This is a genomic window from Pseudomonas sp. BP01 (assembly GCF_022760795.1).
GTDB classification, from domain to species: Bacteria; Pseudomonadota; Gammaproteobacteria; order Pseudomonadales; family Pseudomonadaceae; genus Aquipseudomonas; species Aquipseudomonas putida_Q.
Map to the genome: position 1 here is coordinate 57,334 of NZ_JAFBKA010000026.1, position 24,093 is coordinate 81,426.

Genomic DNA, 24,093 nt, shown 5'->3' on the forward strand with positions numbered 1-24,093 from the left:
TCCTAGCCGATGTTGGACAGCTTGAGCAGGTGGCGCAGGTCATCCAGCACATGCTTGCCGTTGGCCTTGCCGTCGTAACGCAGCACCAGGTTGCCGTGGGGGTCAACGATCCACAGTTGCGGGCCAGGCTCGCCTACCTTCTGCAGGTAGCGCGGGGCATCCAGCGGGTAGCGTTGCAGCTGCGGGTAATCGCGGCCCAGCAGCGCCTCGTAGTCGGCGCTCAGCGGCTGGGCTGTGGCCAGTGCATGGCTGGCACGGCTGGCGTCGCGGCCCAGGCCCACCTGGATCTGCCGGGCCAGGTACACCAGGCGCTGGCAGTCCTCGGCACAGGCTTCGGGCGCACTGACCAGCAACTGCCAACGCTGGTCCTGGCCTGCCACGCCGATATCGGTGCGGGTTTCACCATTGCCGATCATGGCGCCGTGGTAACTGCGGCCTTCCGGCACCCAGAACTTCAGCTTGTACATGCTGGTGGCCAGAATCATCGGCCCGAGCACCACCAGCAGGATCAGCAAAAGCTGCAAACGCCCGCGGGCTCTGGGTTTGCTACGTTCAGGCACGTCCAGTGGAGTGGCGGTGGCCATGGCGTTTCTCCTTGTTGTGGTGCCAGCCGAAATAGAGGTAAAGCAGAACCAGTGCACCCGCCAGGGCAAACCACTGCACGGCGTAGCCCAGGTGTTTTTCCGGGCCCATGGCGACAACCGACCAGTCCAGGCGGTAGGCCGCCGGGCCGGGCTCCAGGCGCAACTCATGGGCAAAGCCTTCGCGGCCCAGCGCCGGCCATAGCTGCGCGGCATCAACGGCAGTGAGCAGGTGCGGCCATTGCCCGCCTTCAGGGTCGGGATGCAGCTGGAACGTGCTGCCGGGCGATACATACACCGAAGCGTCCAGTGCCAAGGCCTGTGCAGGGGTATCGAAATGCACCGGCACGCGGCGGTCCGGCCATGGCAGCCAGCCGCGGTTGATCAGCAGCCACTGGCCACTGGTCTGGTCATGGAAGGGTTGCAGCAGTTCGACACCGGCTTGGCCATCGCGCATGCGGTTGTCGAGGAGCACGCTATGCCCGGCGTCGAAGCGGCCGTACAGGTGCACACGGCGGAAGGCATTGTCTTCGTCTGATGCGAGCTGGGCGGCGGCGATCGGCGCCTCGATCCGCCGTTCGGCATAAGTGGCCAGCAGCACGCGCTTTTCCTCGGCGCGGCCCAGTTGCCAGCAGCCAAGCGCAATCAGCCCTGGCAGCAGTGCAAGCACCACCAGGGTCGGTATCCAGCCTGGGCGAAACGGCCTCACGGGCGCCTCGCTATACTTATCCACATCACCGCATCCCCCCGGAGTAGCGCCATGCTCAAGGCCGCGATTGTCCTGATGCTGTTGGCCACCATCGCCAGCCTGTTCAGTGGCTTGGTGTTTCTGGTCAAGGACGACGAAAACTCGACCCGCCTGCTGAAGGCACTGACCGTGCGGGTGACCCTGGCGGCCCTGACCATTGGCCTGGTCGCCTGGGGTTTGCTCAGCGGTCAGCTGGTCTCACACGCGCCTTTCTGAAACTGCACTTGTTTTGCTTGCCGGCGATTGGCCCTACAGCACATACACAAAGATGAACAACCCCACCCACACCACGTCGACGAAGTGCCAGTACCAGCTGGCTGCCTCGAAGCCGAAGTGTTTTTCCGGGTTGAAATGCCCGCGCAAAATGCGCACGAACATCACGATCAGGATGATCGTGCCCAAGGTCACGTGGGCGCCGTGGAAGCCGGTGAGCATGAAGAACGTCGCGCCATAAATCCCCGACCCCAACGTCAGCCCCAGCTTGGTATAGGCCTCGTAATACTCGAAGGCCTGCAACGCAATGAAGCTGACGCCCAGCAGGATGGTCAGCGCCATCCAGAATTTCAGCGGGCCACGGTGATCACGGCGCAGGGCGTGGTGGGCGATGGTGATGGTCACACTGGAACTGACCAGCAAGATGGTGTTGATCAGTGGCAGGTGCCACGGGTCGATCACTTCTTTGGGCGGCGGGAACAGTTTCGGGTCGGGCGTGTGCAGCAGCGGCCAGGTGAACTCGAAAGTCGGCCACAGCATGTGCGCAACACCTTTGGCCCCTTCCCCCCCCAGCCACGGCCCCGCAAGCACGCGCACGTAGAACAGTGCACCGAAGAAGGCCAGGAAGAACATGACTTCAGAAAAGATGAACCAGCTCATGCCCCAGCGGAACGAGCGGTCCAGCTGCGGGCTGTACAACCCCGCACGGCTCTCCTTGACCACTGCGCCAAACCAGCCGAACAGCATGTAGGCCAGAAACAACGCCCCCACGAAGAAGATCAGCGGCCCGTGCGAATCCGGGTGCCCGGCCTTCATGTCGTTGAACCAGGTGCCCAGGCCGAACACCGTGATGAACATGCCGATGGTGGCGATGATCGGCCACTTGCTCTGCGCCGGAACGTAATAGTGCTGGTGACTTGCCATTGCTGTTCTCCTTCCCTTAACGGGCGCCCTGGACGTCCTGGGCCGCAACATGCGCGACCGGCGGGTGGCGAGCGGTGATGTCGAACAAGGTGTAGGCCAGTGTCAGGTGCTTCACGCTGGCCGGCAGGTCGCGGTCGACGATGAAGCGCACCGGCATCTCGATGCGTTCGCCGGGCTGCAGCACCTGCTGGGTAAAGCAGAAGCACTCGGTCTTGTGGAAGTACGCCGCGGCCTCGGCCGGGGTGATGCTGGGTATGGCTTGCGCGCTCATGGGCCGGTCGGTCGGGTTGTGCGCGACGAAAATCATCTGGTTCACCGCCCCCGGGTTGACCTCCAGTTGGTCAGCCGTGGAGTAGAAGTCCCAGACCATGTCACTGGCATTGGTCGACATGAACTGCACCCGCACCGAACGGGACGGGTCGCTGACCTGGCTGCCTTCGTATTGCCCACCGGTCTTGCCGTTGATGCCAAAGGCCTTGCACATCACGTCATAGATCGGCACCAGGGCGAAGCCGAAGGCGAACATCACCACCGTCAGCATCAGCAGGCGCGTTACCAGGCGTTTCAGCGACAGGCCGTTCATGGCGGGTTTCCTATTTCACTTCCGGTGGTGTCTGGAAGGTGTGGTAGGGCGCAGGTGAGGGGATCGACCACTCCAGGCCCTCGGCGCCATCCCAGGGCTTGGCCGGTGCCGGCGCCCCGCCGCGGATGCACTTGATGACGATGAACAGGAAGAAGATCTGCGTGGCGCCGAACATGAACGCACCGATGGACGACACCATGTTGAAGTCGGCGAACTGCAGGTTGTAGTCGGGGATGCGCCGTGGCATGCCGGCCAGCCCTACGAAGTGCATGGGGAAGAAGGCCATGTTCATGCCGATGAACGACAGCCAGAAGTGCAGCTTGCCGAGGGTTTCGTCGTACATGTGACCGGTCCATTTCGGCAGCCAGTAGTAGGCCGAGGCAAAGATGCCGAAGATCGCCCCGGGCACCAGCACGTAATGGAAGTGCGCCACCACGAAGTAGGTGTCGTGGTACTGGAAGTCCGCCGGGGCGATGGCCAGCATCAGCCCGGAGAAACCGCCGATGGTGAACAGGATGACGAAGGCGATGGCGAACAGCATCGGCGTTTCGAAGGTAAGCGAGCCTTCCCACATGGTGCTGACCCAGTTGAACACCTTCACCCCGGTGGGCACGGCAATCAGCATGGTGGCGTACATGAAGAACAGCTCACCGACTACCGGGATGCCGACCACGAACATGTGGTGGGCCCAGACGATGAACGACAGGAAAGCAATGGCGCCGGTGGCATACACCATGGAGGTGTAGCCGAACAGCGGCTTGCGCGAGAACGCCGGAATGATCGAGCTGACCGCGCCAAAGGCCGGCAGGATCATGATGTACACCTCGGGGTGGCCGAAGAACCAGAACACGTGCTGGAACAGCACCGGGTCACCGCCACCGGCGGCACTGAAGAAACTGGTGCCGAAGTGAATGTCCATCAGCATCATGGTCACCACACCGGCCAGCACCGGCATCACCGCAATCAGCAGAAAGGCCGTGATCAGCCAGGTCCAGACAAACAGCGGCATCTTCATCAGGGTCATGCCAGGCGCACGCAGGTTGAGGATGGTGGCAATCACGTTGATCGCGCCCATGATCGAGCTGATGCCCATCAGGTGGATGGCGAAGATGAAGAAGGTGACGCTGGCGGGTGCATAGGTGGTGGACAGCGGGGCGTAGAAGGTCCAGCCAAAGTTCGGCCCGCCGCCCGGGCTGAACAGGGTCGAGACCAGCAGCAGGAAGGCCGCCGGCAGCAACCAGAAGCTGAAGTTGTTCATGCGCGGCAGGGCCATGTCGGGCGCCCCGATCATCAACGGGATCATCCAGTTGGCCAGGCCGACGAAGGCCGGCATCACCGCGCCAAACACCATGATCAGGCCGTGCATGGTGGTCATCTGGTTGAAGAACGCCGGTTCCACGATCTGCAAGCCCGGCTGGAACAGCTCGGCCCGGATGACCATGGCGAACGAGCCACCCAGCAGGAACATGATGAAACTGAACCACAGGTACATCGTGCCGATGTCTTTATGGTTGGTGGTCAGCACCCAGCGCATCAGGCCCTTGGCCGGGCCGTGGGCGTGCTCATGGCCGTGGGCGTGGTCGTCGATCACTGTGCTCATGTCCTGTCTCCTGCAACCCATTGATTGCCGCGAGTAACCCGGTTCACTTGGCTTCTGCCTGCTTCAGCGCCAGCACGTCCTTCGGCGTGACCATGTCGCCCTTGTTATTGCCCCAGGCGTTGCGTTCGTAGGTGACAACGGCGGCAATGTCGACTTCCGAGAGCTGCTTGCCGAACGCCGCCATGGCGGTGCCGGGCTTGCCGTGGAAGACAATGCTCAGGTGGCCTTCCTTCGGCCCGGTGGCGATCTTCGAGCCCTTGAGCGCCGGGAACATCGGCGGCAGGCCCTGGCCTTCGGCCTGGTGACAGGCCACACAGGTGGTGTGGTAGACCTTGTCGCCACGTTCCACCAGCTCTTCCAGGGTCCACTCCTTGCTGGTCAGTTCCTTGAGCTTGGCGGCTTCAGCCTTGCGTTCGCCCAGCCAGGTGTCGTAGTCGGCCTTGGACTTGACCTCCACCACCACCGGCATGAAGCCGTGGTCCTTGCCGCACAGCTCTGTGCACTGGCCGCGGTAGATGCCGGGCTTTTCGATACGGGTCCAGGCTTCGTTGACAAAGCCGGGGATGGCGTCGCGCTTGACCGCGAAGGCCGGCACCCACCAGGAGTGGATGACATCGGCGGCGGTCACCAGGAAGCGCACCTTGGCCCCCACCGGCAGCACCAGCGGCTGGTCGACTTCGAGCAGGTAATGCTCGTCCTTGGGGGCCTTGTTGTGAATCTGATCGGCGGGGGTGGCCAGGTTGCTGAAAAACTCCACATCCTGACCCAGGTATTTGTAGTGCCACTTCCACTGGTAGCCGGTGACCTGGATGTCGATGTCCGACTCGCTGGCATCATAGATGTCGATCAGGGTCTTGGTGGCGGGGATGGCCATTACCACCAGAATCAGGAAGGGCACCACGGTCCACATGATTTCCACCCAGGTATGCTCGTGGAAATGCGCGGCCTGTTGGCCGGTGGAGCGGCGGTGGACGACCATGGACCAGAACATCGCGCCGAATACAACTACGCCGATGATCACGCAGATCCAGAAGATGGTCATGTGCAGGTCGAAGACGGCGTTGGAAACTTCCGTCGCCCCCGGGTGCATGTTCACGGTCCAGGCGGCGTTGGCCTGACCAAAAACCGACCACAACAGGAGGCCCATCCAGACATGTGGATGTCGCATCATTGCGGGTTCCCCTTCTAATTCTTGTTGTCCCGGAGGCGTGGCCTGCGGCAAGAGGGAACGGCGGTCAAGACTACCTGGCTTCGACGACCGAGCCCCTGCTAAAAGCAGTCGGGCCTCATCAACGAATCACGTTCAACGGGAGTATAGACAGCGACCAATGGCACGCAATGAAGCGTGTGAAATGAACTTCACGAAATGGCTGAATGGCCTGAAAACCGCGCGCTTGATAGGGTGTGGCCAAATAATGGCATTGCCATATACCTTGGATCGCACACGTTTGCGTGGCTTATAACAAATACGTCTTAGGTATTCTGTATACCGAGCTAATTTAGTGTCTTCCGTTTGAAACGTAATGTCCCTGGAGTTGTCATGAACATCGCTGCTGTACGCGAGCAGGTAAGCCAAGCCCATCAACATGAAGGCCAGACCGGCCAACTGAAACAGCGTCTCGAGCTGCAACTGCCCCACCTGCACCCCTCGATCCAACTGCCTGAGCAGGACGCCCAGGGTACTTTGGCGCGCTTCGTCAGCGCCTACATCGACCAGGTTCCGGAACTGCTGGAAGCCGCTCACGAGGTCGCCCGCGAAGCCGGGATCGAATCGCAGATCAAACCTGTACTGAAAATTGCCGAGGCGTACTTCCTGCAGCCGCCCAGCGTGATGCAAGGGCATGTAGGCCTGGACTGCCTGCTGGATGAGGCCTACCTGGCGCACCGCCTGGTGGAAGAGGTGAATGACCTGTACATCCGCCACTTCCAGCAGCCGTTGATCCCGGTCGACACCACGGTCGCCAACCTGATTGCCCACCAGCTGATTGGCGAGAGCTTTGCCAACCAGCTGGATGAAGTGGTGCACCACTCGGTTGACGAAATGCTCAATGACGAGAGCTTTGCGGTGGAATCGGTGGAGGCTTATCGCGAGAAACTCAGCAGCCCGGCAACCGGCGAGGCGTGGAAGCGCTGGCCTTGCCTGTCGCGCCAGCTGGGTGTGGAGCTGGGTCAGCCAGCCTGATATTCCTGTACCGGCCTCTTCGCGGGCTCGCCCGCTCCCACAGGTACTGCAAAGCATTGAGTGTCTGTGCGGTACCTGTAGGAGCGGGCGAGCCCGCGAAGAGGCCGGATCAGGTAACAGAGACTCCGGCGTTATGCACCAACCCCCGCCGTAGTCCGCAACCGCCCCTCGATCCGCCGCTTCAGGCGCCGCTGCTCTATCAGCAACCGCGACCCATTGGCCGCATTACTGCGGTTCCAGTCCTCCAGCAGCTCAAGGCACGAGTGGTCGATATAGCTCAGGTTACCCAACGGCACATGCAACGTGGTGCCCGCCGGTACAGTATCCAGCACCTGGGTCAGCGCCGGCACCTTCAGGAACGTCGCCGCGCCACTGAGGCGCAGCTCCATGTGCCCATCCTTGGCGAGGCTCACCAGGTTGATCTTCAGCCGCGCCGCCTTGAACGCCAGCTTCAGCAGGGTCAGGGCAAAGCCCAGCAGCACGCCGGTCAGCAGGTCGGTGAAGATGATCGCCAGTGCCGTCGCCGCATAGGTGAACATCGGCATACGGCCATAACGGCCCAGGCCACGAAACGCCTTGAAATCAACCAGCTTGACCCCGGTAAACACCAGCACACCCGCCAGGCTCGCCACCGGAATCTGCTGCAGCACGCTGCTCAACACCACCACGAAGGCCAACAACCACAGGCCGTGGAAGATTGCCGATGCCCGCGTCTGCGCCCCTGCCTGCACATTGGCCGAACTGCGCACGATCACGCCGGTCATCGGCAGCGCGCCGAGCACGCCACAGAGCATGTTGCCGATACCTTGAGCCGACAGTTCACGGTCAAAGTCCGAACGCTGGCCGCTGTGCATGCGGTCCACCGCCGCAGCCGACAGCAAGGTTTCGGCGCTGGCGATGAAGGCCAGGGCAAAGGCGGCGACCAGCAGGGTAGGGTCGGCCAGTTGCATCAGGTCAGCCGGACTGATCCAGTCGATGGCCTCGGACAGGTCTGCCGGCACCTGCACGCGGTTTACCGGCAAGGCCAGCCACATACTGATGACCGTCATGGCTGCAACACCCAGCAAGGCGCCAGGGACAAATCGCAACCGCTGAGGCCGCAGGCGCTCCCAGCCCCACATGATGGCGATGGTGCCCAGGCCCAGCGCACCGGCCATCCAGCCGGAGCCTGCGCTTTCGTGCGGCAGGGCTGCGGCAACGGTGGACGGGAATTCCAGCAGGTTCTGTAACCCCGAAGGCTGCGGCGCTGTATCGAACATCACATGCACCTGCGACAGCACGATCAGCACGCCAATCCCCGCCAACATGCCGTACACCACCGCTGGCGCAGTGACGCGAAACCAGCAACCCAGGCGCAGGCGCCCAGCCAGCAACTGCAGCAGCCCCGCTAGCAACAGGATCGGCCCGAGCATGGCCATGCCATGCTGGCGCACCAGCTCGAACACCAGCACCGCCAGGCCGGCGGCCGGGCCACTGACCTGCAACGGCGAACCGGCAAGGAAACCCACTACAATGCCGCCGATAATGCCGGTAATGAGGCCCTTGGCCGGCGGCATGCCCGAGGCAATCGCAATACCCATGCACAACGGCAGGGCCACCAGAAAGACCACCACCGACGCCAGCAACTCACGCGGCAGGGCCGCTTTCAACTGTGTAATGTTCACCGTGTTTCTCCTTTCTCTGTCACACGGTCATTCCTCTGACCGTGGGCACGTTTGCCCCTGACGAGCGCGCAAGCGCGGGCCGCCAGCGGGCTTGCCGGCAAGGCAGTCAGGGAATTCAAGGCAGCAGAAGGCCGCGCCACACCCCTACAGGGTGCAGCCGGCTATCAAGGTTCTAGCGGTGGATGGGTCGCTTAGTAGCGGCCTCTCGGAGTAGCGCAGGGGACCGGCTCGCCAGCAGCCAGGGGCAGGAAGCTGTCGCTGATGGCGTCGTAAGCTTCGATCTTGCTGGTTTCGATGTCGTAAACCCAGCCATGAATGAACAGCTCACCGGCTGCCAGGCGCGAGGCAACCGAAGGGTGGGTGCGCAGGTGATGCAACTGGGCGATCACGTTTTCCTTGGTCAGCACCTGCATGGTTTCGTGTTCGGTACCGCACGAGCAGTTGTTCTCGACCACGGTACGCGCCACTTCGGCATGGCGCAGCCAGGCGGAAACAGTCGGCATCTTGGTCAGCGATTGCGGGTTGAGTACCGCACGCATGGCGCCACAGTCGGAGTGGCCACAGACGATGATGTGGTGCACTTTCAGCGCAAGCACGGCGTATTCGATGGCGCTGGAAACGCCGCCGTTCATCTGGCCGTAGGGCGGTACCACGTTACCCACGTTACGGGTCACGAACAGGTCGCCAGGCGAGCTCTGGGTGATCAGCTCGGGGACGATGCGCGAGTCGGCGCAGGTGATGAACATGGCACGCGGCGTTTGCGCAGTGGCGAGCTTCTTGAACAGCTCTTGCTGTTCGGGGAAGACGTCATGGTGAAAGCGCAGGAAGCCGTCGACGATGTGCTTCAGGGCGGCATCGGCGCCCTCGGCGGGTACCTCCGGAACGACCTTGGATGGGTCCTTGACGGGCATGATTCATCCTCTTGACGGTGTGTTGGTAAATCCATTTTACCGGGGAAAGATTCTGGCTATGCAGGGTTTTAGATGACACGCACGGGCCATAGATCACAGTCGGTGTGGACTGATTGCCTAAGCTAGCGGGGAAAACTTAACTGAAACTTAATTCGAAGGCTCTAGAACGGGCGTTCCAGATATAAAAGGCGGGATCTGGATAATAGCAAAAAAACATCAACTGCCAATATGTATTAGCGCAATTATTAACTCGGATTAGTTGTATTGAGGGCTGGCAATGGGCCGCATGTGGGAACCTGAGGCCTGCAAGGTACCTGTGGGAGCGGGCGCGCCCGCGAAAAGGGCAACTCGGTATATGGCACCGGCTGCGCCGGTGTTCGCGGGCACGCCCGCTCCCACAAAAACCGTGATCTGTTCAAAGATCAAAATAGGGGCATCTGCCCACCGGGCGGGCAGAAGGCAGAGCAGTCCAGCGTCTGCGCCTCGCGCCCTTCAAAATCCAGCCGCTTCATGGCTTTGGCAAACCGTTGCGCCAACAGCTCGGCAAATACCCCTTCACCGCGCATGCGCGCACCAAACCGGCTGTCATACAGCTCGCCGCCCCGGCTCTGGCGGATCAGGCTCAACACATGGGCCGCCCGTTGCGGGTAATGGTCCTGCAGCCACTGCTCGAACAGCGGCGCCACCTCCAGTGGCAGGCGCAGCATCATGTAGGCCGCGCTTTGTGCGCCGGCTTCCCTGGCAGCCTCCAGCAAGCGCTCCAGCTCACTGTCGTTGATCATCGGAATCATCGGCGAACACAGCACACCCACCGGCACACCCGCCTCGCGCAACACGCGGATGGCCCTCAAGCGGGCACTGGGTGACGCCGCCCGCGGTTCCAGTACCCGCTTGAGGTCATCGTCCAGCGTGGTCAGGCTGATCATCACCCGCGCCAGACGCTGCCGGGCCATTTCGGCCAGCAGGTCGAGGTCGCGCAACACCAGCGAGCCCTTGGTCACGATGGTCACCGGGTGACGAAAACGCAGCAACACTTCAAGCAGACGCCGGGTCAGCAACTGCTCCCGCTCGATCGGCTGGTACGGGTCGGTATTGGACCCCAGGTTGATGGGCGCGCACACGTAACCCGGCTTGCTCAGCTGTTGCGCGAGCACTTCGGCGGCATTGGTCTTGGCGATCAGCTTGGTTTCAAAATCCAGGCCGGGGGAGAGGTCCCAATAGGCATGGGAAGGGCGGGCATAGCAGTAGATGCAGCCATGCTCGCAACCGCGGTAAGGGTTGATGGAGCGGTCGAAGGGCAGGTCGGGTGAAGTATTGCGGGAGATGACCGATTTCGCCGTCTCGCTGCGCACTTCGGTGCCCTGGGTCTGCGGCACTTCCTGATACCAGCCGTCGTCCTCGACCACCGAATGGTTGGGGGCAAAACGGTTGTGCGGATTGTGCGCCGTGCCACGGCCCTTTAGTGGTGCTGGAGGATTCATGGCTAACCCCTATACTGTATTTGCATACAGTATCGCAGCTACCATGAATCCACCAGCGCCTCTGATCCGACAGCCAGTACTTACTCTGTCGGTTTCTTCAGCTTCGGATTAGGGAAGAACTGCACCGTCTGCACCTTGGCCGGTGCCGCCTTGGGTGCCAGGTGGTTGACCCGGGTGCCGAGCTCCTTGGGCACCGACAAGCCCTGCTCGTTGAGGGTGTCGGTGAACCCGCAGGCGACGCACTCGCGGTGCGGTACGTCGTCTTCGCTCCACATCATCAGCTTGTCGGGCTCGCTGCACGCGGGGCATACCGCCCCGGCAATGAAGCGCTTCTTGGTCTTGTTCACAGCTACCTCGCTCACGCCGCAGCGCCTTCGGTAAGGCCACTGTGCCGCAGCAGCGCATCGATGGAAGGCTCACGGCCACGGAAGTCGACAAACAGCACCATCGGCTCGCGCGAACCGCCACGGGCCAGGATAGCCTCGCGGAAGGCGCGGCCGGTCTCGGCATTCAGCACGCCCTCTTCCTCGAAGCGCGAGAACGCATCAGCCGACAGCACTTCAGCCCACTTGTAGCTGTAGTAGCCCGCCGCGTAACCGCCAGCAAAGATGTGCGCAAAGCTGTTGGGGAAGCGGTTGTACGCCGGTGGGCGCATGACCGACACCTCGTCGCGCACCCCTTCGAGCACCTGCAGCACGCTGCGACCGTCGCCATGGCTGGCGTGCAGCTCGAAGTCGAACAGCGAGAACTCCAGCTGGCGCACCATCATCATGCCCGATTGGAAGTTTTTCGCCGCCAGCATCTTGTCCAGCAGGTCCTGGGGCAGGGCCGCGCCGGTTTCGTAATGGCCGGAGATCAGCGCCAGGCCTTCTGGCTCCCAGCACCAGTTTTCCATGAACTGGCTTGGCAACTCGACCGCGTCCCAGGCCACGCCGTTGATACCGGAAACACCGGCATGCTCGATACGGGTCAGCAGGTGGTGCAGGCCGTGACCGAATTCGTGGAACAGGGTGGTGACTTCATCATGGGTCAGCAGCGCAGGCTTCCCGGGGGCGGCCGGGGTGAAGTTGCATACCAGGTTGGCCACTGGGCTCTGCAGCTCGCCAGCAGCAGTGCGACGACGGTCGCGGGCGCCATCCATCCAGGCACCGCCGCGCTTGTTGGCGCGGGCGTAAAGGTCGAAGAAGAAGCGGCCGACATGCTGGCCGTTTTCCTTGATCTCGAACAGGCGCACGTCCGGATGCCAGCTGTCGAAGCCCTTGAGCTCGGCGATTTCAATGCCGTACAGGCGCTGCACGATGCTGAACAGGCCACCCAGCACTTTGTCGATCGGGAAGTAGGCGCGCAGGGCTTCCTGCGACACGCTGTAGCGCTGCTCGCGCAGCTTCTCGCCAAAGTAGCCGGCGTCCCAGCTGGCCAGTTCCGGGCAGCCTTGCTCGGCGGCATAGGCCTTCAGCTGCTGCAGGTCCTGGGCGGCAAACGGCTTGGAACGCTTGGCCAGGTCACGCAAGAAGCTCAACACCTGGTCGCTGGACTCGGCCATCTTGGTGGCCAGGCTCAGCTCGGCGTAGTTCTTGTAGCCCAGCAGTTCGGCCAGCTCCTGGCGCAGGTCAAGGATTTGCTGCATGACCGGGCCGTTGTCGAACTGGCCGGCATTCGGGCCCTGGTCCGAGGCGCGGGTGCAGTAGGCGGCGTAAACCTCTTCGCGCAGGGCGCGGTCGCTGGCGTAGGTCATCACGGCGTAGTAGCTGGGGAATTCCAGGGTGATCAGCCAGCCTTCAAGGCCCTTGGCCTGGGCCGCGGCGGCCATCTGCGCCTTGGCCGAGTCGGTCAGGCCGGCCAGCGCAGCTTCGTCGGTGACGTGCTTGGTCCAGGCCTGCGTGGCGTCGAGCAGCTGGTTGGAAAAGCGGCTGCCCAGTTCGCTGAGCTTGCTTTGCACTTCGGCATAGCGCTGCTGCTTGTCCGCCGGCAGGTCGATACCCGACAGGCGGAAGTCACGCAGGGCATGCTCGAGAATAGTCTTTTGCGCCACGTCGAAACCGGCGGCTTCAGGGCTGTTGATCAAAGCCTGGTAGGCATCGAACAGCGCACGGTTCTGGCCCAGTTCGGTAGAGTAGGCGCTCAGCGCTGGCAGGCACGACTCGTAAGCCTCGCGCAGTTCTGCACTGTTGCACACCGCGTTCAGGTGGCTGACCGGGCTCCAGGCAGCGCCCAGGCGGTCGTTCAGTTCGTCCATCGCCAGCACCAGGCCAGCCCAGGTAGGGGCCTTGCCCTGCTTTTCGAGGATCTCGGCAATGGCTTTACGGTTGTCGGCCAGGATCGCTTCGATCGCCGGCAACACGTGTTCGGCACGGATTTGCGAGAAGGGCGGCAGATCGTGGGATTGCAGAAGCGGGTTGTTCGCAGTCACGGTTTGGATACCTTGGCAGAAGAAACACTGCTCCATCTTAATTACAATCGACGCCGACCGCAGCAGGCAGCCTGCCTATCGGCACAGATGAGAGACGCTATCATGGCCATCCGAAGCTTCCAGCAACACACTCCGAAAGTTGGACTACGTGCCTTCGTCGACCGTTCGGCGGTGGTGCTGGGCGACGTGGAGATCGGTGAAGACAGCTCTATCTGGCCCATGACCGTGGTGCGCGGCGACATGCACCGCATCCGCATCGGTGCGCGCACCAGCGTGCAGGATGCCAGCGTGCTGCACATCACCCACGCCGGCCCGTTCAACCCGGACGGCTTCCCGCTGATCATCGGTGACGAGGTGACCATCGGTCACAAGGTGATGCTGCATGGCTGCACCCTGGGCAACCGCATCCTGGTCGGCATGGGCAGCACCATCATGGATGGCGCCATCGTCGAGGACGAAGTGATCATCGGTGCCGGCAGCCTGGTACCGCCGGGCAAACGCCTGGTCAGTGGTTACCTGTACATGGGCAGCCCGGTGAAACAGGCCCGGCTGCTGAACGATAAAGAGCGCGCGTTCTTCTCCTACAGCGCCGGCAACTACGTGAAGCTCAAGGACCAGCACCTGGCCGAAGGCTACGACCAACCGGAATAAACCCGACTAACGAGACGAGCATGCAACAGCAAAACATCCTCTTCGACCTCGACGGCACCCTGACCGACCCACGCCTGGGCATCACCCGCTCGATCCAGTATGCCCTGGCCAAGCTGGGCATCGACGAGCCGGACCTGGCCCGCCTTGAGCACTTCATCGGCCCACCCCTGCTGCAGGCCTTCATGCAGTTCTACAGCTTTGACGAAGCCAAGGCCTGGGATGCGGTGAACTTCTACCGGGAGCGTTTCCGCGTCACCGGCCTGTACGAGAACCTGGTGTTCCAGGGGGTGCCGGAGTTGCTCGAAGCCCTGAACGGGCAGGGCCGCACGCTGTACATCGCCACCTCCAAACCGTGGGAATTCGCCCGCGAAATCGCCCGGCACTTCGCCTTCGACCATCACTTCAAGGTGATCTACGGCAGCGAACTGGACGGCACGCGCACCAACAAGGTCGAGCTGATTCGCCACCTGCTGGATGAAGAAGGGCTGGACCCGGCGCAAACCCTGATGATCGGGGACCGCAAGCATGATCTGATCGGCGCGCGCAGCAATGGCTTGCAGGCGGTGGCGGTGGGGTATGGGTTTGGTAGCCGGCAAGAGCTGATGGCGGAAGAGCCGGCCTACCACTTTGCGACCTTGGCCGAGATGCATCAGGCATTCATCAATGCTTGAGGGCTCTAGGGGCTGCTTTGCAGCCCATCGCCGGCAAGCCAGCTCCCACAGGTCCTGCATCAAATTCAAACCTTGTGCGGTCCTTGTGGGAGTTGGCTTGCCGACGATGGGTCGCGCAGCGGCCCCAAATCTCACAGGCTGACCATCAGACGCTGCAGCGCCGCTTTCCTTTCTTCAATCGGCAACCGCCCCAACTGCTCGACCCGCTGGTAAAACCGAAGCCAATCCCCACCCACCTCACGAAACACCGCCGCAAACGCCGGCACCCACTGGTCATACAGCCCAAACGGCAACAACTTGGCATTATTCATCGGCCCATACATCCAGGCGTCATAGCGCTTGTCCCCGCCCCACTGGCCATCACGCACCTGCCGGTACTCACGCCTCAAACGCTCAAACTCGGCCTGCTTGGCCAGCCGCTTGTGCGCATCGTCCAGCGGCCCGCCATAAATCCCCTGCAACCGCTCGCGGCTGGCCAGCACCAGCCGGATGAACTGGTCACGCTGCTGCCCCTGCTCCCCGCCAACAGCGGCAAGCCCACGCGCTGCACGCCATTGCCGGGTGCCTTCCTGCTCGACAAAGGAGGCAAATGATTCGTTGAACTCGGTATCGTCCTGCACATAGAAGCGCTGGTGAGCCAGTTCGTGAAAAATCAACGTCGCCAGGCGTTCATCACCCCAACCCACCATCGACGACAGGATCGGATCGTCGAACCAGCCCAGGGTCGAATAAGCCTCCACGCCGCCCAGATACACATCCAGGCCTTCCTGGCGCATCAACGCCGCCGCACCTCGCGCCGCACCTTGCTGGTAATAGCCGCGATACGCCACGCACCCCGCAATCGGGAAACAGTGCGTCACCGGCTGCAACGACAGCTCGGGCGTGGCGAACACATTCCACACCACATAAGGCCGGGCTATGTCGGCATACACCCGGTAACTCCGGTTATCCGGCAGTTTCAACTGCTGGCTCGCGAACACCCGCGCCTGTTCCGCATGCGCCAGGCGCTCACGCAGTTGCGGTGATGTGGCCGGGTCGGCCAGCACCTGCCCGACTGGCTGTCGCGCACGCAGCAGCTGCAATTGGCCCTCGGCCAGCTGTCCATAGTAGGCCACGCTGCTGCAACCGTTCAGCAGGAGCGCCCCCAGCAGGGGAACCAAACGGGTGAAAACGCGGTCGAGTGCCCCAGGGCCTGAGCGCTGCATAAGAAAAAGTCGAAGCATCCGGGACTGTCTGACTCGCTCAAGGCCAATTCGCTCCAAGACTATCTCGCCAAGGGGGAGTTTCGCCATGCGTGCATTGTTGGTCGCCGGTTCACTGTTGCTGATATCCGCCTGTTCCACGTTGCCAGCCCCGGACCCGAACCAGGCCTGGATCGACCTTACCCCCTACGACAACACCTCGCTGGACGCGGTGCAGGTCGATGAACGTGACTGGGCCGACAGCCGCTATTTCGAAGTACAGCCCGGCAGCCACGAGCTGACCGTGCGCTACCAGTTCCCGGTCACACCCAGCAATATCGGCCCGGTCGACGAGCCGTTGTGGCGCGATTGCCAGGTCAAGCTGACCTTCAAGGACTTCAGTGCCGGGCAGCGCTATCAACTGCACGCCGGCAGTATCGGCTTCCGCCCCTGGATCAAGCTCTACGACGACCAGCAGAAAATGGTCGGGCAGGGCTTGCCTGCCGGCTGCCAACGCACCTGAACCGCACAAACGGCGCTATGCTTGTTACTTGTAAATCGCAAGTGGGAGTTTTGCCATGCGCCAGCCCATGATGCTGATCGCCCTCAGTGCACTGGGGGCTTGCGCCAGCCCCTTGCCACCCGTCGACCCCAAGCAGGCCTGGATCGATCTGTACACCATGACCCCCGGCCGCGTGATCATGGCCGACCGCCTGGACGGCAAGCGCCTGGAGGACGGCCGTTACTTCCAGGTAACGCCCGGCAAGCACGAACTGGTGGTGCGCTTCGATTACGAAATCTATTCCGGCGGCGTCATGTCCCAACCCAGGGACCGAACCTGCTACCTGACTGTGCGCTTTGACAACTTCAAGGCCGGCGAGCGTTATCGCCTGGAAGCGCGGGCACCGGTGATGGAGCCGCAGGTGCTGCTGTACGACGCCAGCCGCAAGGTGCTGGTGAACGAGCCCAGCAACGTGTTTTGCATCCCGTGAGACGGGGCCGCAAAGCGGCCCCAAAATCCCGAATTTACCGATCATTCTTCTGGTAAATGATCTTCTTCGTCCCGCCATCGCAAGTGCCGACGACCATATTCTGGTCCTTGACCTCACTGTTGGGCACGATCTCCAGGGTGTAGGACGGCACACCCTGAGCCTGGATCTTAGCCTCGATCTCGGCTTTGAGCTCCTCGCACGGCTTGACCGCCGCCAACGTGGACGTGGCGACCAGGGAAGCCAACACGGCGATTGCTACGCGAATCATGGAACGGCTCCTGAAAAGGCAGCGTGCTGCCGACGCTGTTTAGACTACAGCAAACCGCCTCCGTTGCGCCGCTTCAGCCCACCAGCGCCGCATCCAGGCTGATTTTTGCGTTCAGCACCTTGGACACCGGGCACCCTTCCTTGGCCTTGTTGGCAATTTCCAGGAACTGCGCCTCGCTTGCCCCCGGTACCTTGGCCCGGAGCACCAGATGCACGGCCGTAATGGCAAAACCATCCGGCAGCTTGTCGAGCGTCACCTCGGCAGCGGTGTCGATGCGGTCCGCAGTCAGCCCTGCTTCACCGAGCATCATCGACAACGCCATCGAGAAACAGCCGGCATGCGCGGCGCCAATCAGCTCCTCCGGGTTGGTGCCGGGCGTGCCCTCGAAACGGGTGTTGAAGCCATACGGGTTCTGCTTGAGCGCACCGCTTTCGGTAGAAAGCAGGCCCTTGCCATCCTTCAAGCCACCTTGCCAGATCGCCGATGCTGTCTTTTTCATACTGCCTCCTGGTCATTCGGTTACGTGGTTATGGATTCAGAGGCCCGCCGCTTACGGCAAGTTCAGACCAATCGCACAGCAAACATTGAATCCCCCGAATATGCCCATACAGAGTTACAAAGGCCTCTGGCCAACCACCTTTGCGGAGGCTCCAATGACGCAGCTGCGTGACCTGAAAATATCCACCCTCGACCTGGTACCCGTGCGCGCCGATGCAGGCCCGGCGCAATCGCTGCGCAACTCGCTGGACCTGGCGCAACACGTCGAGCGTTTTGGCTACAACCGCTTCTGGGTGGCCGAGCACCACAACATGGATGGCATCGCCAGTTCGGCAACGTCGGTGCTGATTGGCTATCTGGCCGGGGGTACCTCGACCATTCGCGTGGGCTCTGGTGGGGTGATGCTGCCCAACCACGCGCCACTGGTGATCGCCGAGCAGTTCGGCACCCTGGCCAGCCTGTACCCGGGGCGTATCGACCTGGGCCTGGGCCGTGCGCCGGGCTCGGACCAGATGACGGCCTACGCCCTGCGCCGCGACCGCGCTGGCGGCCCGGATGACTTCCCGGACGATGTCGAGGAACTGTCGCGCTACCTCGGCCCACGTACCGATGATCAAAAAGTGATCGCCGTGCCGGGGCACGACACTGACGTGCCGATGTGGCTGCTCGGTTCCAGCCTGTTCAGCGCCCAGCTGGCAGGCATGCGCGGCATGCCCTATGCCTTCGCTTCGCACTTTGCGCCGCGCTACATGCACGAGGCGATCCGCGTGTACCGCAATCATTTCAAGCCCTCGACCACGCTGGACAAGCCGTATGTGATGCTGGGCATCCCCATGGTGGTGGCAGAAACCGACGAAAAGGCCGAATACCTGGCCACCTCGGTGTACCAGCGCATTCTGGCGCTGATTCGCGGGCAGAGCCTGATGCAGAAGCCGCCGGTAGAAAGCATGGACGGGCTGTGGTTGCCCCATGAGCGGGAGACGGTAGGCAGTTTCCTGGGCCTGGCGATGATCGGCAGCCCGCAAAAGGTAAGGGCCAAGGTGGAGGTGCTGCTGGAGCAGACCGGGGCGGACGAGCTGATCTTTACCTGTGACCTGTATGAACATGCGGACCGCATCCGGTCCTATGAGCTGTTGGCGCAGGCCCTCAAGACCGCCTGACCTTCTTCGCGGGCTCGCCCGCTCCCACAGGACTGCACGGCTGCTTGACCCTGTGTATTACCTGTGGGAGCGGGCGAGCCCGCGAAAAAGCCAACGCATCAACCGCGGCGGTAGACAATTTCCTTGGTACCCGCCTCGCAGCTGCCAATCACCTTGCCGGCCGGCTCGCCCTTGTTGACGACCTCCAGCTTGTAGCCAGTAACCCCTTTGGCATCGAGCTTGGCGGCAATCTCCGCCTTCAGCTCTTCGCACGGCTTGCCCGCCGCCAGCGCACCACCGGCCAGTGTCATCAGGCCCAGCGCCAGAATCACTTTGTTCATCGATCGCTTTCCTTGTGCAGATGAAATCAGAAAGGGCGCCCGCCAAGGCGCCCCTCTCCTGAATACCCCATTAGGCCGGGATCATCCAGCCTGGCAGTGTTTCAGCTGTTGGCGATACGGAAGCCCACCTTCAGCGTGACCTGAAAGTGCGCGGCCTTGTTGCCTTCAATATGTCCACGGGTATCGACCACTTCAAACCATTCCAGGTGCTTGATGCTCTTGCCGGCTTCGGCCAGGGCATTGTTGATCGCCTCTTCGATGCTGGTTGGCGAGGATCCCACCAGCTCGATCTTCTTGTACGTGTGATGGTCAGTCATGTTCACGCTCCTTGGATAACGGTGAAATTCAGCCTAGCAGGGTAGGCCTGGTTTACCTGCGAGCCGTCCGCCAAGGTGAAAGTTCGATCGCACTTTCGCGCGGGCCAAGGGTCGCAACCTTACAGCCCATACTGCAAAGGAGAGTCAACATGCACCGCAACTCGCTGCGTAAAACATCCCTGGAAAGCATGGAAGCGGAGATCGAAAGCCTTCTGAAAAGCCTGGAAAACCTCAAGCATGACGCCTCGGAAGAGTCCCAGAAGTCGGTGAAGGCAATCCGCAGCAACGCCGAAAGTGCGCTGAAACACTCGCGTAGTCTGCTCAGCGATGCTTACGAGGAAGTGAAAACCCGCACCCGCCAGACCGGCATTGCTACCCGTGATTATGCACAGGAGCATCCGGTGACAACGGCAGGCGTGGCGATTGGCGCCATCGGTCTGCTGGCGGCCTATCTGTTGACCCGTCGCAACTAACCCGTCTGGCGTTCCAACTCGCGGCGCAGCCACTGCGCCAACTGCTCGGCGCGCCCATCTGCGGCGCGCCGGGGCACCCACAACGCCAGCGCTGCCCGGGTAGGTGAAAAGCCCCACGGCGCGCTGAGACGTCCGGCCCGCAAGTCATCAGCCACCAATGGCTGTGGCGCGATGGCCACGCCAAGGCCTGCAACCGCAGCCTCCAGCAAATAGTACAAATGCTCGAACGCCTGGCCGTACTGCAACCCTGCCGGGTCCAATCCCTGTTGCCCAACCCATGTCGGCCATGCTTGTGGCCGTGAGGTGGTGTGCAAAAGGGCCTCGTCCAGCAGGGCACTGGCGGGCGCGTCGCGCAAGCGATCGAAGCCGGCAAAATGCGGGCTGAGTACCGGCCCGATACGCTCCTCGGCCAGCACATGCACCTGCATATCCGCCGGCCAGGGGGGTTCAGCGAATACCAGCAACGCATCGAGCCCTGGCCGACGCGGGTCGAGGTCACCTTCACCTGCTGACAAGTGCAGGCGCAGTTCGGGCAATTCCGCCTTCAGACGCCCCAGCCTGGGGATAAACCAACGTGCCAACAGGCTGCCCGAGCAGCCCAGCACAAACGGCGCCTCGCTGACATCGCGGCTGAGTTCGGCACACACGCTGCGCAGCCGGTCGAAGGCCTCACCGCTGGCATCGCGCAGACGCACACCGGCATCTGTGAGTTTGATGCCGCGCCCGTCCTTGACGAAAAGCGCCACCCCCAGGTGCTCCTCCAGCACCTTGATCTGCCGGCTGACAGCGCCATGGGTAACATGCAGCGCTTCAGCCGCCTGGCTAACGCTGTTAAGCCTGGCGGTAGCCTCGAAGGCGCGCAGGGCATTCAGGGGAGGGAGGTCGTGGGCCATGGTACCTGTGAGTTTTTCTGACAAGTTTGCGCAATCTTATCGGTTTTCAGCCGGGCTTGCCGTGGTTAGAGTAAAGCCCATCACTCATTCATTACGCCCTGGAGCGCCCCATGACCCAGTCCCAATACCGCCCCGGCCCCGACGCCAATGGCCTGTTCGGCTCGTTCGGCGGCCGCTACGTGGCCGAAACCCTGATGCCACTGGTGCTGGACCTGGCCCGCGAATACGAAGCGGCCAAGGCAGACCCCAAGTTCCTCGAAGAGCTGGCTTACTTCCAGCGCGACTACATCGGCCGCCCCAACCCGCTGTACTTCGCCGAGCGCCTGACCGAGCACTGTGGCGGCGCCAAGATCTTCTTCAAGCGTGAAGAGCTCAACCACACCGGCGCGCACAAGGTGAACAACTGCATCGGCCAGGTGCTGCTGGCCAAGCGCATGGGCAAGAAGCGCCTGATCGCCGAAACCGGCGCCGGCATGCACGGCGTGGCCACAGCCACCGTCGCTGCCCGCTTCGGCCTGCCGTGTGTGATCTACATGGGCGCCACCGACATCGAGCGCCAACAGGCCAACGTGTTCCGCATGAAGCTGCTGGGCGCCGAAATCGTCCCGGTTACCGCCGGTACCGGCACCCTGAAAGACGCCATGAACGAAGCCCTGCGCGACTGGGTCACCAACGTCGAAGACACCTTCTACCTGATCGGCACTGTCGCTGGCCCACACCCGTACCCGGCCATGGTCCGCGACTTCCAGTCGATCATCGGCAAGGAAACCCGCGCCCAGCTGCAAGAGAAGGAAGGCCGCCTGCCAGACAGCCTGGTTGCCTGCGTCGGTGGTGGTTCCAACGCCATGGGCCTGTTCCATGAGTTTCTCGAAGAGCAAAGCGTGCAGATCATCGGCGTCGAAGCCGGTGGCCACGGCGTGCACACCGACAAGCACGCTGCCAGCCTGAACGGCGGCGTACCGGGCGTACTGCACGGCAACCGCACCTACCTGCTGCAAGACGCAGACGGCCAGATCACCGACGCCCACTCGATTTCCGCAGGCCTCGACTACCCGGGCATCGGCCCGGAGCACGCCTACCTGCACGAAGTGAAGCGCGTCGAGTACGTCAGCATTACCGACGACGAAGCGCTGGATGCGTTCCACGCCACCTGCCGCCTGGAAGGCATCATCCCGGCCCTGGAAAGCTCCCACGCCCTGGCCGAAGCGATCAAGCGCGCGCCGAAACTGCCCAAGGACCACCTGATGGTGGTGTGCCTGTCGGGCCGCGGCGACAAAGACATGCAAACCGTCATGAACCACATGGCCGCCCAGGAGAAACAGGCATGAGCCGTCTTGAACAACGCTTCGCCGAACTGAAGGCCGAAGGCCGTTCGGCACTGGTCACCTTCGTCACCGCAGGCGACCCGGGCTACGACGCCTCGCTGCAGATCCTCAAGGGCCTGCCGGCAGCCGGCGCCGACGTGATCGAACTGGGCATGCCGTTCACCGACCCGATGGCCGATGGCGTGGCCATCCAGCTGGCCACCCTGCGCGCCCTGGAAGCGGGCCAGACCTTGGCCAAAACCCTGCAGATGGTTCGCGAGTTCCGTGTGGATAACCACACTACGCCAATCGTGCTGATGGGTTACTACAACCCGATTCACCGCTTTGGCGTGGACACGTTCGTGGCTCAAGCCAAAGAAGCAGGCGTCGATGGCCTGATCATCGTCGACCTGCCGCCAGAGCACGACGCCGAACTGGCCACCCCGGCCCAGGCTGCAGGCATCGACTTCATTCGCCTGACCACCCCGACCACCGACGATGCGCGCCTGCCGCGCGTGCTGGAACGCAGCTCCGGGTTTGTGTACTACGTGTCGGTGGCCGGTGTGACCGGTGCCGGCTCGGCGACCACCGAGCACGTGACCGAGGCCATTGCCCGCCTGCGCCGGCATACCGACCTGCCGATCAGCGTCGGTTTCGGCATTCGTACCCCGGAGCAGGCTGCGAACATTGCCCGCCTGGCCGATGGTGTGGTGGTGGGCTCGGCGCTGGTCGACAAGATTGCCCAGGCTAAAAGTGCCGATCAGGCGGTAACTGATGTATTGAGCCTGTGCTCAGCACTGGCTGAAGGCGTGCGCGGCGCCCGCCGCTAAACCGCGTCGCCTGCTTCGCGGGCTTGCCCGCTCCCACAGGGACTACACAGATGCTGAAAACTGTGGAGAACCTGTGGGAGCGGGCAAGCCCGCGAAGAGGCCATCACAGGCAACAGAATTACCCACCAAAAATCGACAGCTTCAATGGCCGCACGGCCCCCATCCAGATCGCATGATCCCGGTGGTCCGCCAGTTCATCCCCGGTTTCCGGGTGCATGAACACCACCAGGCCCTTGCGGTACAGAGCCAACCAAGGCAAAACCACCCCTACCACTTCAGGCCCGAACGCCAGCTGGCAACTCCAGTCCGGGTGCGGCCCAACCGGCTTCTGATGCATGCGCCCCATGGTCACGGGAAACAGCCGCGCCGCCTCCTCGCACAGTTCACGGGCCTGCTCCATGGTCGCTGCGTCGTAATAAACGTGGGCGTGGTAACCCTTGATCCTTTGCACGATAACTCCTGATTGCGGTCCAACCATCACCACCTGCAAGGGAGTGATGCAGTGAAAAACGCCGAAACCCCAGTGTACAAACTGGTCTTGTTCGGGCCTGAAAGCAGCCTGGGCAATGCCCTGATGGCCGAGTTGCTGTCGCGCCAGCACGAAGTCACCGCCGCGGTCGATGACCTGAACCGCCACACCGCACGCCCGGGCCTGCACTTCAAGATAGGCGGGCTGGACGATGCCGACCAGGCAGAGCAAAGCGCGGCAGGGGGCTCGGCGGTGATTGCCCTGTTGTCGGCGCTGGCGCCAGGTGACTTGCCAGGGCAAGCACAGCTGAGCGAGGCGCTGGTGGCGGGGCTTGAGCGTACGACTATACGCCGGCTGTTGCTGGTGGGCGATTTCGCTGTGCTGGATGAGCCGGCCAAGTACAGCGAGGCAGAGCGCGAATGTGTGGACCAGGTGGTTGATGGGTTGCAGCGCAGTGCTTTGCACTGGACCTTGATCAATACCCCGCAGGCTTTGCCCGATGATGGTTGGGCACGCGTGGCGGCGGGGATGGCGGATATGCTGGAGCTGGACCTGCATAGGGGCGAGCATCTGAACTTCGTGGTCTAGATCGCCGGGGCTGCTGCGCAGCCCATCGCCGGCAAGCCAGCTCCCACTCCGACCGCGCCGATGCCTGGCCCTGTGCACTACCTGTGGGAGCTGGCTTGCCGGCGATGGGCCGCAAAGCGGCCCCAAGATCTCAAAGGCTGCGCCGATGCCTGGCCCTGTGCACTACCTGTGGGAGCTGGCT

29 protein-coding genes are annotated in these 24,093 nt (G+C 62.5%); 11 read left to right on the forward strand and 18 right to left on the reverse strand.

Annotated elements, in window-relative coordinates:
- Window positions 1–2: 2 nt before the first annotated feature.
- Entirely contained in the window at window positions 3–584 is a 582-nt protein-coding gene (locus tag JOY50_RS21185) for a hypothetical protein (protein WP_132846322.1), read from the reverse strand.
- Window positions 553–1,290, reverse strand: a complete 738-nt coding sequence (locus tag JOY50_RS21190) for an SURF1 family protein (protein WP_132846321.1) — start codon at window positions 1,288–1,290, stop codon at window positions 553–555. The genes JOY50_RS21185 and JOY50_RS21190 overlap by 32 nt, the downstream gene beginning before the upstream one ends.
- Before the next feature lie 51 nt (window positions 1,291–1,341).
- Here JOY50_RS21190 and JOY50_RS21195 point away from each other — a divergent pair, with 51 nt between their 5' ends.
- A complete protein-coding gene (locus JOY50_RS21195) occupies window positions 1,342–1,545 on the forward strand; it encodes a twin transmembrane helix small protein (RefSeq protein ID WP_019470365.1) in 204 nt (67 codons plus the stop codon).
- A gap of 33 nt (window positions 1,546–1,578) precedes the next feature.
- Here JOY50_RS21195 and JOY50_RS21200 read toward each other — a convergent pair whose 3' ends face one another.
- From JOY50_RS21200 to coxB, 4 genes are read right to left on the reverse strand one after another with little or no spacing between them, the layout of a single operon-like run.
- Window positions 1,579–2,466 carry a cytochrome c oxidase subunit 3 gene (locus JOY50_RS21200; RefSeq protein ID WP_132846320.1) on the reverse strand — a complete coding sequence of 296 codons (888 nt, stop codon included), beginning with the start codon at window positions 2,464–2,466 and terminating at the stop codon, window positions 1,579–1,581.
- Between the two features lie 16 nt (window positions 2,467–2,482).
- On the reverse strand, window positions 2,483–3,049 hold the full coding sequence (locus tag JOY50_RS21205; protein ID WP_016484257.1) for a cytochrome c oxidase assembly protein: 567 nt from the start codon (window positions 3,047–3,049) through the stop codon (window positions 2,483–2,485).
- Window positions 3,050–3,059: 10 nt separating this feature from the next.
- Entirely contained in the window at window positions 3,060–4,649 is a 1,590-nt protein-coding gene (gene ctaD, locus JOY50_RS21210; protein ID WP_016497403.1) for a cytochrome c oxidase subunit I, read from the reverse strand.
- A 43-nt stretch (window positions 4,650–4,692) separates the two neighbouring features.
- On the reverse strand, window positions 4,693–5,820 hold the full coding sequence (coxB, locus tag JOY50_RS21215; RefSeq protein ID WP_019470362.1) for a cytochrome c oxidase subunit II: 1,128 nt from the start codon (window positions 5,818–5,820) through the stop codon (window positions 4,693–4,695).
- Window positions 5,821–6,189: 369 nt separating this feature from the next.
- On the opposite strand from coxB, the gene JOY50_RS21220 reads away from it, so the two are divergent.
- Window positions 6,190–6,831 carry a hypothetical protein gene (locus JOY50_RS21220; RefSeq protein WP_003253042.1) on the forward strand — a complete coding sequence of 214 codons (642 nt, stop codon included), beginning with the start codon at window positions 6,190–6,192 and terminating at the stop codon, window positions 6,829–6,831.
- 131 nt (window positions 6,832–6,962) lie between these two features.
- Here the strand turns inward: JOY50_RS21220 and JOY50_RS21225 are convergent, their stop codons facing one another.
- The 5 genes from JOY50_RS21225 to prlC form a co-directional block, all read right to left on the reverse strand.
- Window positions 6,963–8,495, reverse strand: coding sequence for a SulP family inorganic anion transporter (locus tag JOY50_RS21225; protein WP_132846319.1), 1,533 nt, complete (start codon window positions 8,493–8,495; stop codon window positions 6,963–6,965).
- Between the two features lie 191 nt (window positions 8,496–8,686).
- Entirely contained in the window at window positions 8,687–9,406 is a 720-nt protein-coding gene (locus JOY50_RS21230) for a carbonic anhydrase (RefSeq protein WP_016497399.1), read from the reverse strand.
- Window positions 9,407–9,828: 422 nt separating this feature from the next.
- The gene (locus JOY50_RS21235) at window positions 9,829–10,887 is read right to left on the reverse strand and encodes a PA0069 family radical SAM protein (protein ID WP_132846318.1); all 1,059 of its coding nucleotides are present in this window, start codon (window positions 10,885–10,887) and stop codon (window positions 9,829–9,831) included.
- A gap of 80 nt (window positions 10,888–10,967) precedes the next feature.
- Window positions 10,968–11,249 carry a YheV family putative zinc ribbon protein gene (locus JOY50_RS21240; RefSeq protein ID WP_016484250.1) on the reverse strand — a complete coding sequence of 94 codons (282 nt, stop codon included), beginning with the start codon at window positions 11,247–11,249 and terminating at the stop codon, window positions 10,968–10,970.
- Window positions 11,246–13,297: an oligopeptidase A gene (prlC, locus tag JOY50_RS21245; RefSeq protein WP_238342256.1), complete on the reverse strand. Its 2,052-nt coding sequence runs from the start codon at window positions 13,295–13,297 to the stop codon at window positions 11,246–11,248. Before prlC ends, JOY50_RS21240 begins: the two co-directional genes overlap by 4 nt.
- Window positions 13,298–13,399: 102 nt before the next feature.
- Between prlC and JOY50_RS21250 the strand changes: the two genes are divergently transcribed.
- Together JOY50_RS21250 and JOY50_RS21255 are read left to right on the forward strand one after the other, a co-directional pair.
- The gene (locus JOY50_RS21250) at window positions 13,400–13,948 is read left to right on the forward strand and encodes a gamma carbonic anhydrase family protein (protein ID WP_016497395.1); all 549 of its coding nucleotides are present in this window, start codon (window positions 13,400–13,402) and stop codon (window positions 13,946–13,948) included.
- A gap of 20 nt (window positions 13,949–13,968) precedes the next feature.
- Window positions 13,969–14,619, forward strand: coding sequence for an HAD family hydrolase (locus JOY50_RS21255; RefSeq protein WP_132846316.1), 651 nt, complete (start codon window positions 13,969–13,971; stop codon window positions 14,617–14,619).
- 131 nt (window positions 14,620–14,750) lie between these two features.
- On the opposite strand, the gene JOY50_RS21260 is transcribed toward JOY50_RS21255, so the two are convergent.
- Complete coding sequence (locus JOY50_RS21260; RefSeq protein ID WP_132846352.1) at window positions 14,751–15,824, reverse strand: aminopeptidase; 1,074 nt, start codon at window positions 15,822–15,824, stop codon at window positions 14,751–14,753.
- An 85-nt stretch (window positions 15,825–15,909) separates the two neighbouring features.
- Here JOY50_RS21260 and JOY50_RS21265 point away from each other — a divergent pair, with 85 nt between their 5' ends.
- Entirely contained in the window at window positions 15,910–16,323 is a 414-nt protein-coding gene (locus JOY50_RS21265; protein ID WP_019470356.1) for a hypothetical protein, read from the forward strand.
- A gap of 55 nt (window positions 16,324–16,378) precedes the next feature.
- The gene (locus tag JOY50_RS21270) at window positions 16,379–16,792 is read left to right on the forward strand and encodes a hypothetical protein (RefSeq protein ID WP_132846315.1); all 414 of its coding nucleotides are present in this window, start codon (window positions 16,379–16,381) and stop codon (window positions 16,790–16,792) included.
- A 34-nt stretch (window positions 16,793–16,826) separates the two neighbouring features.
- Here JOY50_RS21270 and JOY50_RS21275 read toward each other — a convergent pair whose 3' ends face one another.
- Together JOY50_RS21275 and JOY50_RS21280 are read right to left on the reverse strand one after the other, a co-directional pair.
- On the reverse strand, window positions 16,827–17,060 hold the full coding sequence (locus tag JOY50_RS21275) for a DUF1161 domain-containing protein (RefSeq protein WP_016497391.1): 234 nt from the start codon (window positions 17,058–17,060) through the stop codon (window positions 16,827–16,829).
- 73 nt (window positions 17,061–17,133) lie between these two features.
- Complete coding sequence (locus JOY50_RS21280; protein ID WP_019470354.1) at window positions 17,134–17,559, reverse strand: OsmC family protein; 426 nt, start codon at window positions 17,557–17,559, stop codon at window positions 17,134–17,136.
- A gap of 154 nt (window positions 17,560–17,713) precedes the next feature.
- Between JOY50_RS21280 and JOY50_RS21285 the strand changes: the two genes are divergently transcribed.
- Window positions 17,714–18,718, forward strand: a complete 1,005-nt coding sequence (locus JOY50_RS21285) for an LLM class flavin-dependent oxidoreductase (protein WP_132846314.1) — start codon at window positions 17,714–17,716, stop codon at window positions 18,716–18,718.
- Window positions 18,719–18,816: 98 nt separating this feature from the next.
- On the opposite strand, the gene JOY50_RS21290 is transcribed toward JOY50_RS21285, so the two are convergent.
- Window positions 18,817–19,038: a DUF1161 domain-containing protein gene (locus tag JOY50_RS21290; RefSeq protein ID WP_138736673.1), complete on the reverse strand. Its 222-nt coding sequence runs from the start codon at window positions 19,036–19,038 to the stop codon at window positions 18,817–18,819.
- A gap of 101 nt (window positions 19,039–19,139) precedes the next feature.
- On the reverse strand, window positions 19,140–19,355 hold the full coding sequence (locus JOY50_RS21295; protein ID WP_132846312.1) for a dodecin: 216 nt from the start codon (window positions 19,353–19,355) through the stop codon (window positions 19,140–19,142).
- A 149-nt stretch (window positions 19,356–19,504) separates the two neighbouring features.
- On the opposite strand from JOY50_RS21295, the gene JOY50_RS21300 reads away from it, so the two are divergent.
- Window positions 19,505–19,828: a YqjD family protein gene (locus JOY50_RS21300; protein WP_019470351.1), complete on the forward strand. Its 324-nt coding sequence runs from the start codon at window positions 19,505–19,507 to the stop codon at window positions 19,826–19,828.
- On the opposite strand, the gene JOY50_RS21305 is transcribed toward JOY50_RS21300, so the two are convergent.
- Window positions 19,825–20,721, reverse strand: a complete 897-nt coding sequence (locus JOY50_RS21305) for a LysR family transcriptional regulator (RefSeq protein WP_132846311.1) — start codon at window positions 20,719–20,721, stop codon at window positions 19,825–19,827. The two genes, JOY50_RS21300 and JOY50_RS21305, sit on opposite strands and share 4 nt — an antisense overlap.
- A gap of 110 nt (window positions 20,722–20,831) precedes the next feature.
- Here JOY50_RS21305 and trpB point away from each other — a divergent pair, with 110 nt between their 5' ends.
- The gene (trpB, locus tag JOY50_RS21310) at window positions 20,832–22,049 is read left to right on the forward strand and encodes a tryptophan synthase subunit beta (RefSeq protein ID WP_019470349.1); all 1,218 of its coding nucleotides are present in this window, start codon (window positions 20,832–20,834) and stop codon (window positions 22,047–22,049) included.
- Window positions 22,046–22,855: a tryptophan synthase subunit alpha gene (gene trpA, locus JOY50_RS21315; RefSeq protein WP_132846310.1), complete on the forward strand. Its 810-nt coding sequence runs from the start codon at window positions 22,046–22,048 to the stop codon at window positions 22,853–22,855. The genes trpB and trpA overlap by 4 nt, the downstream gene beginning before the upstream one ends.
- Before the next feature lie 118 nt (window positions 22,856–22,973).
- Here trpA and JOY50_RS21320 read toward each other — a convergent pair whose 3' ends face one another.
- Window positions 22,974–23,306 carry a DOPA 4,5-dioxygenase family protein gene (locus JOY50_RS21320; protein WP_016497382.1) on the reverse strand — a complete coding sequence of 111 codons (333 nt, stop codon included), beginning with the start codon at window positions 23,304–23,306 and terminating at the stop codon, window positions 22,974–22,976.
- Between the two features lie 51 nt (window positions 23,307–23,357).
- Here JOY50_RS21320 and JOY50_RS21325 point away from each other — a divergent pair, with 51 nt between their 5' ends.
- The gene (locus JOY50_RS21325) at window positions 23,358–23,912 is read left to right on the forward strand and encodes an NAD(P)-dependent oxidoreductase (protein WP_243055769.1); all 555 of its coding nucleotides are present in this window, start codon (window positions 23,358–23,360) and stop codon (window positions 23,910–23,912) included.
- Window positions 23,913–24,093: the final 181 nt, after the last annotated feature.